A 13,162-nucleotide genomic window follows, 5' to 3' on the forward strand; every position below is an offset into this window, starting at 1 on the left:
CTCCCTTCTACTCTTTCATCCCGGAAGTCGCCATCGTCTGAATGACGCTGCTCTGGGAGATAACAAAGAGCGTGATCGGAACAACCATCAAGATGAGCGCGACGGCCGCTCCGACGCCCGCGCGCGCGATTCCACCTAGCGTAATCTGTCCCAGTGCGTAATGAAGCGTCTTCAGGTTCTCACTGTAGATGAAGCTGCCTCCGTCTGTTCCCCATAGCATAGGAAACTGCAAAATCATAAGCGTGAGCCACGCTGGCTTCACGTTCGGCATCACAATGCTCCAATAGATCCGGTACTCGCTCGCTCCATCAATCTTGGCGGCTTCCAGCAAAGCCGTCGGAAGCTGCTCCATGAATTGCTTCATTAGAAATAGGCCTAATGGAAAAGCGAGCGATGGAACGATAATTGATGCATGCGTATTGATCCAGCCGAGCCAAGACATGACCATATAGTTTGGAATCGCTGTGACGTGACCCGAGAACATCAGCGACAGAACGACGATCGAGAAGAGCGTCTTCGAACCGAGGAACTGATATTTAGCCAGCGGATACGCCGCAGCGGAAGCCAGCAAAATATGTCCTACCGTTCCGATGAGAGTAATGAGCAGAGTATTGGCAATATAACGCGACAACGGCACCCATGAATTGCCCATCAAGGCAACTAGGTCATAGAAATTGTCCAATGTTGGATTATTCACAAAGAATCGCGGTGGGAATATAAATAATTCGTCCAGCGGCTTGAAGGCGTTGTTCACTGCATAAAGCAGAGGCAGCACCATAAAAGCTCCGAACACGGCGAGAAACGCGAACAAGATGAAGCTAACCGTAAACGAACGGTTCAGACGCTTCGTCGTCCGAAATACGGTCATCATTTTAACGACCAACGTTACTCACCTACCTTTCTGAGCAGTTTTTGCGTCAATTTGTTAGTCCCGATCATAATACCGAACAAAACGGTCGCAATCGCCGAGGCATAACCCATCTCGAATCGAATCGTGCCGTAATCCATCAGGTGGGTTACAATCGTGTGCGCCGCATAGTTGACGCTCGGGAAACCCGCGAGCGCGATCGTAATATCGGCCACCGCGAGAGATCCCGTAATTTGCAAAACGGCGCCGAACAGCAACTGCGGCCTCATCGAAGGCAGCGTAATGAACCATAGCTCCTGCCAGCGGTTTTTTATTCCGTCCACGACACCCGCTTCTATCAGCGTCCGATCAATCGTTTGCAGTCCTGCTATAAAGGCAAGGAAGCTTGTGCCTAAGCTGAGCCATAGCTGCACGATCATGACAATCATAAGAATGTATTTTTCATTAGTCAGCCATTGGATCGGCTCCAGAATAAATCCGAATTTAATCAGGAATCCGTTCAAATAACCATAGCGGTCGCCCGAAAATACAATCAGCCAGATAAAAAACACGTTTCCAGAAATCGCCGGCGCATAGAAGATCAAAGTCATAACCGCCCGTATCTTAGGCGACAGCTCGTTAATAACCCACGCAAAGAAAAAGCAGGCGATATAGCTGACCGGACCGGTAATGATTGCGAAGATGAATGTGTTCTTCAATGCAATCATGAAGATGTCGTCATTCAGAAATAATCTAGAGTAGTTCTGCCATCCGACAAACCGCGGAAATTCGAGCATGTTGAAGTAAAAAAAGCTAAGTATGAGCGAGAATACGACCGGAATGACCGTAAAGGTAAAGAAAATAAGCATGTATGGGCTCATCAGAAGGTAATAATGCTTATTTTTTTTCAGTTCCGTCCATACATGGGACAACTTCGATTTTTTCTTCGGATGGATAAGATTAGATACGGCTTGACTGGTTGTTTCGGCTTGCAATGAACTCCACCCCCAAACAATTACGGTAAATTAAATTCTTTCCGCTTAATCTCGATTTCATCGTTAATGTAGAGCACATAATCGTTAAGCGCTTCCCTAGAATTCTCGTTCGCGTTGACGACTCTGCGGAAGGCGTTGTCCAGATGTCGGCCGGTGAAATAACCGCCCGGCACTTGAGGTATGCCTTCAACCCACTCCCACTGACTGGACAGATTATTGTAATCCTTGATTGGCCAAGGCAATTCTGCAAGTGCTTCTACGTTAGCAGTTGGATAACGTGCAGCTTCGCCCATTAAACCTTCCATCTCTCTACCGTAAGCAATTTGCGTATCCTTGCTGGTCCACCATTTCATAAATTCCCAGGACGCTTCCTTATTATCGGCATTCTCCATCATCATAACGCCAGTCGTATGACTGGCTACCGCATGATTAACGGTACCGTTATCTTGCTCCGTACCAGGAACGAGCGTGAACTCCCACAGCCCTTTAATCTCAGGCGCGAGCACCGTCAGCATGTTATATGTTGTATAGTCCGCAATACCGATTGGCATCTCGCCCGTACGGAATCGGTTCGGGAAGTCTGCCAATACCGGGAATTTGTAGTTCGTATAAAATTGCGTCCACTTCTTAAACATTTCCATAGATAAATCCGTATCAAGCGCACTCTTCTTATCGTCATCACGATAGAATTCGCCGCCATTCTGATAAAGCAGCATAGAGAAGGTCGCATTCGGTACGAGACTTGCGTTCGTAGCCTCGATTGGCAGCCAGAACTCCATGTTGTGCTTCTGGAGGACGGAAATCATGTTGTAAATATCCTGCCATGTCTTTGGCGGCGCAAGCCCTAGCTCCTCAAGAATATCCTTCCGATAGAACAGCATCGGGAACGACTGCTGCTCAGGCAGTGCATAAACGCCTTGATCGTACTTGTAAGGCGTAAGTCCACTGTCATGGAAACGCGAGGCTACTTCATCGAAATCACTAAACTGGGTCAAGTCTGTCGCAGCATCCCGCATCGCATAATTCACGGGAATGTCCTCACCGATTTGCATGGCAACGTCAGGTCCCTCGTCTGCCAGTGTTGCCGGAAGCAAGATGTTCCCCGGTACAAGCCTTAAATCTATCGCGATATTGGACTCCGGCGTGAAGGAATCGTCGATTAAGCTCTTAAGCACCTGTGCTTGATCCCGCCCCGTTGTAATCCACACCGTTATTTTACGTTCCTGCTCTCCTCCCGTATTGCCGATGCTGTCATAGTCCTCGGTATAAGAAGCAAAGTACGCACCAAGCTCATGCTTCATCTCTTGAAAAAAAGTCGCTCCCGCTCTCGGAAGCTTCTTGTCTGGAGAGGACACAATGAGATAGTCCAGCTTAATCGGTTGCTCGCGAACCGTGAGAATCCACGTGCCTAATCCCCCGACATTCGTTTTAAATGCGGTTAAGCGATTGCCAACCGTTTCCGGATTTTTGATCATTTCCTTTAATTGACCAACCATTGTATGAAGAACGGCTACTTTGTCGCTCCGCTCTCCTGTCGATTTCTCTAAATAATCGGCTACGTTCTGTATGATTACGGCTTGCTCTTCGAATGTCTTAACCATATCCGGTATCCGCTTCCCTAATTGGTAATCACGGAACGGATCGGGCGTATTTGACGTGATCATCAATATTTTCCGATACATCTCATTAAGCTGCAGCACGCTGGATTCAATCGTTCGAATGAGCGGGGCGATATCGCCGAGTGAAACTTCCATTCGAATGCGATGCGTTCCCTTGGACAAATGGAACAAATACGGATCTTCTTCATCGCCCAGTACGTTCATCTCCCAATCCATGTTGAAATTAAAGCGTAAGCGCTTCATTTCCAGGAAAGGAGTCTCTCCGTCGATCGTCAGGCTTCGAGTGGCGTATATGCCGCGCAGTGTATCCTGCTTTTGCTTTAACGCGATCTGATATAAGCCGTCTTCTGGGGCCTCAAACTCCCACTCGATCCACTGTCCAGGAAGCTTCCAGTTCGTTCCGCCGATCGTATTGATTCGAAGCTTCGACACATTGTAAGGGATGACCGTCGGACTCGATCGGTCCGCCAGCGGATATAACGTAGGAGATGATTTGGCGACCGCGTCCTCCGCTTGTATTTCAAGGTATTGATCCGATACTGCCTTGATTCCTTTGGTCTCATACTCTTTCTTCATATCCTCATACGAATACAAAACTGGTTCCTGATACAGCTCAATATAATCAATCGCCATCGGTTCCCTTAAGGCCGTCAAGGAAAACGATTGCTGCCCGCTCTCAAAGTAAAAGGAGTAAGGCTCGTCATAATATCCATTTCGATCCGTGAAAATTCCGATTTGCCATGCCGGTTTTTCTACCTGCCTTGGCCTGATTTCATTGCCGCGATCGTCACGCTCGATTTCGTCCTGTCGATTTCCCCAAACTCGATCGAATAATAATATATCCGCTCCCTTAAAAGGGACTTTTTCGTTAATGGCAAACTGCCTTTCGATCGCAGAGCTTTTTCCCTCGATCGGCAAATAATGAATCCTTATGTTGTACAGACCCGCTTGTTTTACCAGTACATCCCACACAATGGAGCCGTTATCCGGAGTGACAACCGCCTTGCCAGACAGTCCTTCTAAATCGTCCGCTATGTCGAACCCTTCTCCAGTCGTTCCCGAGAACTTCTCGCCCTCTATTCGGATGACTTCTTCCGGCCGCCCAGCATTTATGTGGCTAGTCAAATACGCATCATAACTGTCTTCTCCTGCTGATGCCGTAACAGCGTCGAAATCTCCCATGGCCATTACACGTCTGCTATCCTTCGAATCTGAAGGGTAGAAAGCCCATATAGAAGTTGCCACTATAGTGAGAACGAGTATAATTGCGATGTAGTTCTTCTTTCTGAAGTTCAACTTTTCTCCCTCCTGCAGTAAGAAGTTAAATTCAACAACAGTCCCCATTAGAAATATTTCTAAAATGGGGACTGTCTCTCACACGTTATTACATGTTAAGAACCATACACCGCATCAATCGCCGCTTGGAATACCGGTTTATACTTCTCGACAACTGTAGATACCGATACCCCGCTGTTGATCTCTCCGACAAAGTCCCAGAACTTCAAAGCATCGCCGTACGTACCATGGTCGAATACAATCATGCCAGATCCTACTTGCTTAGCGTTGTTAATGTCATCCTCGTTCGCAAAATTGCTTTCAAGGGACGCTTGACCCGGATAGTCATATTCGGAGTCGATATCGTTGATTTTTTCCCAAATGTAAAGCAGCTGCTCTGGATGCTCCACTGCCTTTGGAATGGTTAGTGCTTGGTATGAGCCTTCGCCGGAATGATATTCCGTTGCGCTTGGTCCTTTAGGGAACGGTACGAAGCCGATATCCGCATCCGGCATATCCGTTTTGAAGCCATTCAGTTCATAAATGGCACCGGCATACATGAGCGTATTTCCTTGACGGAAAAATTGTCCAGGCTCGGTCCAATCTCCACCCTCAGTCGGTCTGTACACTTGTTCGGTTGCGAGTTTCGACAAGAAATTCAATGTTTCCTGCGTTGCTGGATCATCTAGGTTCTGCTTGTCGCCTTTCGTCAGGTGAGCACCGTTCGAATACATCGCATGTTCGACAACTTGAGAATTTGCAAGCCCCCAAGTATCCAGCTTGCCGTCGTTGTTTGTATCTTTATTGGCTTCTTTCGCTGCTTGAACGAATGTATCCCAATTCCAGTTGTCTTCTTTCACATAATCTTGAAGCGCCTTGATGCCAAGCTGATTCAAGAGCGTCCGATTGTAGAAAATGCCTTGAATCAGGTTGCCCTGGTCTTCTGTGAACGCATAGCCTTTGCCCTCATAAGTAAAGAATTCGCTTGTAGCCTTTTGATTGAACACTTTCGTGTTTTTCGTATACTCGTCGACCGGCCAAAGCAAATCTTGCTTGACTAATGTCGGAATCGTATAGTTTCTTCCCAAACGGACGATATCGCCAAGCGGCTCTCCAGCAAGCAAGGATGCTGTTACTTTTTGTTGATATTCGCCGAAGTCGACCGCTACGTATTCCATTTTGAAGTTATGCTTCTTCATCAGTTCATCGAGGTTTTTCTTGCGTTGTATGTTATCCGGATTGTCTTCTTGAATCGCCATATCCCACCAGGAAACGACTTTGATCGTTCTTCCACCCATGTCGAAGTCCATCTCGGGCGAGCTGTATAACTCTTCTTCTCCGTCGCCCTCAGGAACGGTCGTCTCCGTGCCCGCATTGCCCGAGCCATTGTTCGAGCCGCCGTTTGTTCCGTTGTTCTTGCTGTTGCCCGAGCCGCTGCTGCATGCAGAAAGAACGAGAACGAGCGCGCATAACAAAACCATTAATTTACGAATCTTCATTGCGAATCCCCCTTAACATATTGAACTACATCGAAAGTGTAGCGCTTTCATAAGGCAAGCAACAACCTGTTGAATATCAGGTTTATTACCCGTCATATTCTAGATTGGAAATCATTTACTTTCGCCAAAAGCCGATTTTTTTTCAACAAGTAAAAACCTGTGGGCAATGCAAAGAAAAGCACGTTGTATCCACTGCCCCCAATTTACATAATTAAAGCGTAGACTTATCTCCCGTCAGGGAAACCCCTAAGTACAAGTATAAGAATGTAAAGCATCTGTTGATTTACTGTGCTTATATTTCACAGCGAAACGTTAGCTTTTACAGCCAAAGACGGCGGTAGACGTTTACGCTCAAGCAAATGCAATTGGGAGGTAACCATCGTGTATAAAGTGCTGCTTGTCGACTATGACTCCACATCGTCGATGGAGATGTTGCAACATATGCCAGAGTGGAATGGAATTGGATTTGAATTGGACGCTTATGCGAACAGCTCTGCGGACGCTATCGAATTTCTCGATCGAAACTATTTTTCGCTCATCCTGGTCGGCATGAACGGCTCTCACCATGACGCCTTGTTTCTTTGTGATTACATTCGCCGGAAGAGCCGCGTACCTCTCGTCTTGATAGGCGGAAGCAACGACTTCCAGCTTGCTAGAAAGGCTCTCTATTACCAAGTAAATGATTATTTGCCAGACCCTGTTTCTTCTGTCGAACTGACTACATGTCTTCTGACCGTCAAAGGCGAGCTTGATTGTGTAAACGATAAAAATAAAGCGCTATCATGGACGCCTGTGGAAAATGATGCCCAGCTTCAGCCTAATATCATCGAGAGGGTCAAGGAATATGTCGATGAATCGCTGCATCAAAATATTACCTTAAAGCAAATTTCCAACAGTCTGCATTTCAATTGCTCGTATTTAGGTCAAAAATTCAAGTATCAGGAAAATATGACCTTCAATGAATATTTGCTGCAACAGCGCATGGAGAAAGCAAAGCTGCTGCTTGAGAATACGGACATGAAGGTGTACGAAATCGCGAATGAGATCGGATATTCGGAGATGGATTGGTTCTATAAGAAGTTCAAAGCGTATACCGGTGTAAGTGCTAACGAATATCGTAAGATGTTTTCCATTATCGCGTAATCGCTTACATTTTTTTTGCATAGCAGTATCGACTGACATTTCTAGCAAAAAAACCTCATCCTCGCCTAATAGCGGGAAATGAGGTTTTTGCTTTTGTATAGGAGGTTTCCAAATCACGTCATAATCTTTAAGATTGCTGCTACGTTAACTTTCCGTGCGTTCCTAACGCGGATAGAGGACAATGCGGCCATCCTCCATTTCTACCCGCACCTTGTTGATTTCTTTGAATCCTTCCGTGTCTAGGAAACCGGAAGGAATTTGCAGGCGACCCGCTTTATCCAGCACCGCATATTCCGTGTGGCTCTCCGCCTCCAGCATAGCGCTTTCGGCATCCAACATGGCCAGCTCATCAGCGTACGAGACTTTGCGGATCATCTCTGCCGACGTTTTGCCATCCCGAATCTGGACGACCCGGTCCACCTTGCGAGCCAGTTCCGGATCATGCGTTACAATTACGATCGTAATTCCGATCGATCGATTAAGCACTCGGAACAAATCGAGTACTTGATTCGATGTGTTCGTATCGAGGGATCCTGTTGGCTCATCGGCGAGCAGCAGCTTCGGATCGTTGGCAAGCGCGATCGCGATCGCCACCCTCTGCTGCTCACCGCCAGACAGCTCATTCAGCCTGTTCTTCATCCGGTGGCCAAGCCCAACCGCCTCCAGCAGCTCCATAGCCCGTGCCCGCCGGCGCTTGCCGCGAAGCAGCATCGGAAGCTCCACATTAGCCAACGCCGTTAAATAAGGAATAAGATTACGCGCATTGTTCTGCCATACAAAACCGACTGTATCCCGCTTATAGGCTACCAGTTCCTTTTCTCCGAACTTCAGCAGGTCTTTGCCGTCCACATAAAGTTTGCCGGCCGACGGCTTGTCAAGCCCCCCCAGCATGTTCAGGAGCGTCGACTTGCCGCTGCCTGAATTGCCGATAATCGCCATTAGCTCGCCGGCCTCGACCTGTAGATCCAGACCTTGCAGAGCGAACACCTCAAGATCCGCCATTTTGTAAATTTTGACGAGTCCTTCACTTCTAATCATCCTTTACTCCTCTCCAAGCTTGAGTGCTTGTGCAATCCGGATTCTCGACAAGCGGTAACCGAGAATAAGCAAACCCAGGGTCAGCGTAATGCCGACGATGCTGTACAGCTGCAGATAATCACTGAGCTGCTGAATCATTTCAAAAGGCGGCACTTGATCCTTCGTTGCGAAGGACATCTCGAAGAGCGGTACGAATAGCTCGCTTATCGAATTGCCAATGAAAACACCCAGAACAACTGCCGCTCCCGAAGTCAGCAATTGTTCGCTGACGAGCATGCCGATAATTTGTCCGAACCGAATACCCATTGCCCCGAGCACGCCGTATTGAAGTGTTCTGCCTGACAGCGTGAGCACCCAGAACAGCAAGAAGCCGAAAAAGCTGATGAGCATGGAGATAACGAATCCGAGCGTCATAACGCCATTGATTGCGAGTCTGAACGGATCGTTTTTCGATTCAATCAGCTCTTGCGTGGCATCCTGAAGCTGGATGATTCGCAGCTTCTTCTCTGCCAGTTGGTCGTAGACGAATTGGCTTGTAACGCCATCCTTCAGTTTCAGCCATACTTCGTATGGCTCTACAGCAAGTCTCTTCTGAATTGTTCCGAGATGGCCTACGATCAAGTTGGGCTGAACCGCTTTTTCATTATCCTTGCTGCCCGTAGGAAGCGGATTCCAGCTTGGCCAGTAGTCGATAATGCCATAGACGATGAATTGCGCCTGATCGAGCCCGTCCCAGGACAAGCTGATGGTGTCGCCTGGCTTTGCTTTTGCCTTCTTCGCGATTGAACGAGAGATCAGTACCGCCTTCGTATTAGGCGCGAGGAGATTAAGGTAGCCGTTAATGGGATAGTCAAGCAGCCCATCCTTCATCCATGTCGTCTGGCCGAAGTTCATCGTGTCGATGCCAAAGAGCGTCGTCGCTCCGCTTGCCCCGCTGGCAGGCGTGACGAAGCGCGCATTCTCTTTCTTAAATACTTTAGCACTCGCCTCAATGCCTTCCAGCTCTTCGAACGGCTGAAACGGCGGCTCGATGTAATTTACCCGGCTCGAGCTGGACGGTGTCGGTTCGGTCAGTGTTTGAGAGGCCGACGACATATAGGTTGAGGGACGCGCATCGCTTTCCCAGCGGGTCATAATCGACATATCCGCTCCGATGGCGTACTGAATCTTGCTCTCCATGTTGTCGTTTATGGTTCGGGCCGCATTCGCGCTAAAGAGTCCTGTCGCAACGGTCATGATCAGAAACAGCTTAATCGTCTGATATTGACCAGACGATCGGCTAATCTGTATTAGCGTGTTGTACAGCGCCGGCGACCACCATCTGCGGCCTGCCCAATAGATTAGACGTATGAACCACGGATAAACCCGCAGCAGCAGCAAGCCGCCCCCGAGAGCAAAAAGCGAAGGCATCAGAAACAGCATCGGATCGAGCTGGAAAGCATCCGAATCAAGCCCTAACCGCTGCAAATCCTCCTGCCGTTTGTTGAAATTATAGAGCAAATACATAGCAACGCCGACGAGGATAAAATCAAGTCCGGTCTTATGCCAAAACGTCAGCTTGTTATGGCGGGCATTCTGCTGCTTATGACTGACGATACTGACTCTGGTTGCCATGAAAGCCGGTATGAGAGTCAAAACCAATGCGGCAGCTACCGCTGCACCCGACATCAAGTAAGCGCTGCTGGTCAGACTGACCTCAAGGGCCGAACGATCGACGAACTCTAGGAAACCGTTCGAGGCGCCTAATACTTTAGTGAACAGAATGCCGAGAAAAGGACCAACCGCAAGTGCGCTAACGCCAAGAAACAGGCTTTCGAACGTATAGGCCGTCATAATCTGCAGACGACTTGCCCCTCTGCTGCGCAGGACGGAAATCTCCGTCTTCTGCCGTTCAATAATGAGATTGGCGGCCATGTAGAGATAAAAGGCGAGCATCAGCATGACCGGCGAATAAAGAGACAGCATCATGATATCAAGCTTCTCTTGCTTTCCTTGATAGGCATCCACAGTCGATGTGGCAGGGATATTGACTTCGTCGACGCCGATGCGACCACGGAAATATCGCCTGATGTCCTTGTCGGCCTGTACGAATGCATCAATCGAATCGATCGTTAACTTCTCGTAATCAAGCGCCACGCGCCAATCGAGGCTCGCGAGCTTCGTCTTACCTCCAATTATAAAATCGCTCTCGAATTGATCGAATGGAATAATAAAACCATCGCTGTCCTCTGAAGCGAGATAAGGCAAATAAGGATCAGCAGTCGGATCCGTCTCCATGATCCCTACCGCGATAAAGCGGAACTTCATTTTGTCCGGCGCTTCCGCGATCAATTCATCCCCGAGATCACGCTTCGTCGCAATAAGGAACTTCTGCGTAACGAGAGCCTCGTAAATGCCATCCGTGCGTACGGCTGGCATCACGCCGTCGATCAGGCGAACGCGCTTCTCAAGACCGGATAGCGACTTGATGCTGCCCGCCGCCTTTTGCGACTGCTTCTCCTGATCCGTAGCATCAGCTCCGTACACCTTCATTCGCTGCGTGAAGCGTTGTTGATAAGCGGATAAAGCTTCGAGTCCCGCTCTTCCCGGTATCGTTTGCACGAATCGGTCAGCCCGCCTGATGGCCTCTACTGTCTTCTCGTCCACGGTCGATGAGGATACTGTCGTTCCGATGCGGATATATCCCGGATACACGCCTTCTTGAAGCTGCACCGATTGAAGCTCCTTCTGCAGCGTCTGCTGCAATATGGCTTCGGAGTAAAGCGGCATGGAGCTGAACAAAGCCACGCACACAGTAAGGCCGATCCAAAGGTTCAACTGCAGCCACTTGTTGTTTGCCATCTTTCGAAGGATCATCGTCCATAAGGCCATACGTACACCCCATCCCAGCGCCGGATACATTGCTGTATCCGGTCTTCATTGTTAGTTAGTTGTTCAAGATGACCTTCTGGCCTTCCTCGAGTCCCTTAATGATTTCGGCCTCCGTCGGCGTTATCAGCCCCACCTCTACGTCGACCTCCTTGCGTCGCTCGCCTTCCGCCACCTGTACGTAATAGCGCCCCATGTAAGAACGAATAGCCGAGCGAGGCAGGATGATGACGTTCTCGCGCTTCTGAAGCTCGATCGTCAGCTCGGCGCTATCTCCGATTTGGATGCCTGCCGGGGCCTTATCCATGCTCATGTAGAGCGTTACAGCATTGCGCTCTGCTTTGGATCCGTCCGTTCCGATAGGCACAGTGGAAGGCGATTGCAGCACTTTGCCTGTATACGCCTTTCCCTTATATTTCAAATTGACCGGCATTCCTGCTTCGACCGGCTGTACCTCCTTCATGTCTGCGGCAACATAAGTAAGCTGAATGCGGGACGTATCCGCGATCGATACGATAGCCTGGTAGGCGTTCACAAAGTCGCCCGCATTCAACGTCTCCACGAACGTCACCGTTCCGGGTAGGGTCGCATAAAGACGTGATTTTGCAAGACGCTTCTCCATCGACTGAAGCGATATTCTCTCGCGTTCGAGATCGATTTCGCGCAAACGCAAGTCAGTGGTCGACGCGCCGTCAAGATATGCTTGCTTGAACAGCAGCTCTGCTCGTTCCACGTTAAGCTGTTGAAGGCTAACCTGAAGCTCAAGATCACCGGTTTCCTGCTCCACGAGCAGATCGCCAGCGTGAACTTCCTGCCCGGCGCTTACCTTGATTGCTTTGAGCCGGCCTCCCGATTCCTTGAATGACAAGTTCTCCGCGCTCGAGGAAACGAAATGAGCCGTTCCTTTCAGATATGTCTGAATCGATCCGCGGCTTGCTTCTACGATATCCAATTGCTCCTGCGCTGGCTGAACAAGCGGCGGCTGCAAAGCAGACTGCTCTGCAGGGAGAAGGCCGCATCCGGACAGCGCTAGCATCAATGCCAACACCACTGCCGATCGGCGCACGCCTGAAAGCAGCAGTCCGCCTCCCTTATTCGATGTTCGTTTGCGATACAATTCTTCCATCCTCCAATGAAATGACATGATCGACAAGCTCCATAATGCCCGGGTCATGCGTGGTCAGAACGACCGTCATACCAGAACGATTAACGAGCTCCCGGAATACTCTCATCACTTGAAAGCCCATTCGGCTATCGAGCTCCGCCGTCGGCTCGTCCGCGATGAGCAGCACAGGCTCGTGGGCAATTGCCCTTGCGATCGCCACGCGCTGCTGCTCTCCTCCTGAGAGCTCGGCCGGCCGGTGCTTCATTCTTTCCTTCATCCCAACCTGCTCCAATGCCCGTTCCGCCGCCTCCCGATTGCCCTTAAACGGCTTGCCCGCAACGCGCAGGCCGAATTCCACATTCTCGTATGCATTCATGAGCGGAATAAGTCCAAATGACTGGAAGACAAGGCCGATTTCTTTGCGCCTCAGAGTACTTCTCTCTTTTCCGGGCATACGCGTAATTTCTCTGTCTCGGAAAAACACTTGCCCTTCCGTTGGCTCGTCAAGCGCGCTGAGCATATTCAGCAAAGTCGTCTTGCCTGAACCGGACCTGCCCTTAAGCGCAACCATTGATCCGGCTGGTATAGCCAAATGAACATCCGATAACGCGGTTACGGCGCCACTGCCTCTACCGAATACACGCTTAAGGCCGACCGCCTTCAGAATCATCCCGCCGATTGTTTCTCCCGGCAATTCTAACTTCGCCAATACCGCTAACCTCCTCATTTTTCCCCGTTATTACTATTTATTTTAACGCTTTCATTTCTGTAGA

The 13,162-nt window shown here is 49.3% G+C and carries 9 protein-coding genes; 1 reads left to right on the forward strand and 8 read right to left on the reverse strand.

Annotated elements, in window-relative coordinates; translation table 11 throughout:
• Nucleotides 1-7: 7 nt before the first annotated feature.
• The 4 genes from MHH56_RS24340 to MHH56_RS24355 all read right to left on the reverse strand — a co-directional run bounded on the left by MHH56_RS24340 (nt 8) and on the right by MHH56_RS24355 (nt 6,235).
• A complete protein-coding gene (locus MHH56_RS24340; RefSeq protein ID WP_339204237.1) occupies nt 8-871 on the reverse strand; it encodes a carbohydrate ABC transporter permease in 864 nt (287 codons plus the stop codon).
• 14 nt (nt 872-885) lie between these two features.
• Complete coding sequence (locus tag MHH56_RS24345; RefSeq protein WP_339204238.1) at nt 886-1,842, reverse strand: sugar ABC transporter permease; 957 nt, start codon at nt 1,840-1,842, stop codon at nt 886-888.
• A 20-nt stretch (nt 1,843-1,862) separates the two neighbouring features.
• A complete protein-coding gene (locus MHH56_RS24350) occupies nt 1,863-4,757 on the reverse strand; it encodes an extracellular solute-binding protein (protein WP_339204239.1) in 2,895 nt (964 codons plus the stop codon).
• 95 nt (nt 4,758-4,852) lie between these two features.
• Nucleotides 4,853-6,235, reverse strand: coding sequence for an extracellular solute-binding protein (locus tag MHH56_RS24355; RefSeq protein ID WP_339204240.1), 1,383 nt, complete (start codon nt 6,233-6,235; stop codon nt 4,853-4,855).
• 381 nt (nt 6,236-6,616) lie between these two features.
• Between MHH56_RS24355 and MHH56_RS24360 the strand changes: the two genes are divergently transcribed.
• Nucleotides 6,617-7,378 (forward strand): helix-turn-helix domain-containing protein, encoded by a 762-nt coding sequence (locus tag MHH56_RS24360; RefSeq protein ID WP_339204241.1) that lies wholly within the window; start codon nt 6,617-6,619, stop codon nt 7,376-7,378.
• 162 nt (nt 7,379-7,540) lie between these two features.
• Here MHH56_RS24360 and MHH56_RS24365 read toward each other — a convergent pair whose 3' ends face one another.
• The 4 genes from MHH56_RS24365 to MHH56_RS24380 are packed head-to-tail and all read right to left on the reverse strand — an operon-like array spanning nt 7,541 to nt 13,059.
• Complete coding sequence (locus MHH56_RS24365) at nt 7,541-8,416, reverse strand: ABC transporter ATP-binding protein (protein ID WP_339204242.1); 876 nt, start codon at nt 8,414-8,416, stop codon at nt 7,541-7,543.
• Nucleotides 8,417-8,419: 3 nt separating this feature from the next.
• On the reverse strand, nt 8,420-11,287 hold the full coding sequence (locus MHH56_RS24370; RefSeq protein WP_339204243.1) for an ABC transporter permease: 2,868 nt from the start codon (nt 11,285-11,287) through the stop codon (nt 8,420-8,422).
• Between the two features lie 55 nt (nt 11,288-11,342).
• Nucleotides 11,343-12,428, reverse strand: coding sequence for an HlyD family efflux transporter periplasmic adaptor subunit (locus tag MHH56_RS24375; protein WP_339204244.1), 1,086 nt, complete (start codon nt 12,426-12,428; stop codon nt 11,343-11,345).
• Nucleotides 12,376-13,059, reverse strand: a complete 684-nt coding sequence (locus tag MHH56_RS24380) for an ABC transporter ATP-binding protein (protein WP_339209719.1) — start codon at nt 13,057-13,059, stop codon at nt 12,376-12,378. The genes MHH56_RS24375 and MHH56_RS24380 overlap by 53 nt, the downstream gene beginning before the upstream one ends.
• Between the last annotated feature and the right edge of the window lie 103 nt (nt 13,060-13,162).

It is taken from the genome of Paenibacillus sp. FSL K6-3182 (genome assembly GCF_037976325.1).
In the GTDB taxonomy this organism is placed as follows: domain Bacteria; phylum Bacillota; class Bacilli; order Paenibacillales; family Paenibacillaceae; genus Pristimantibacillus.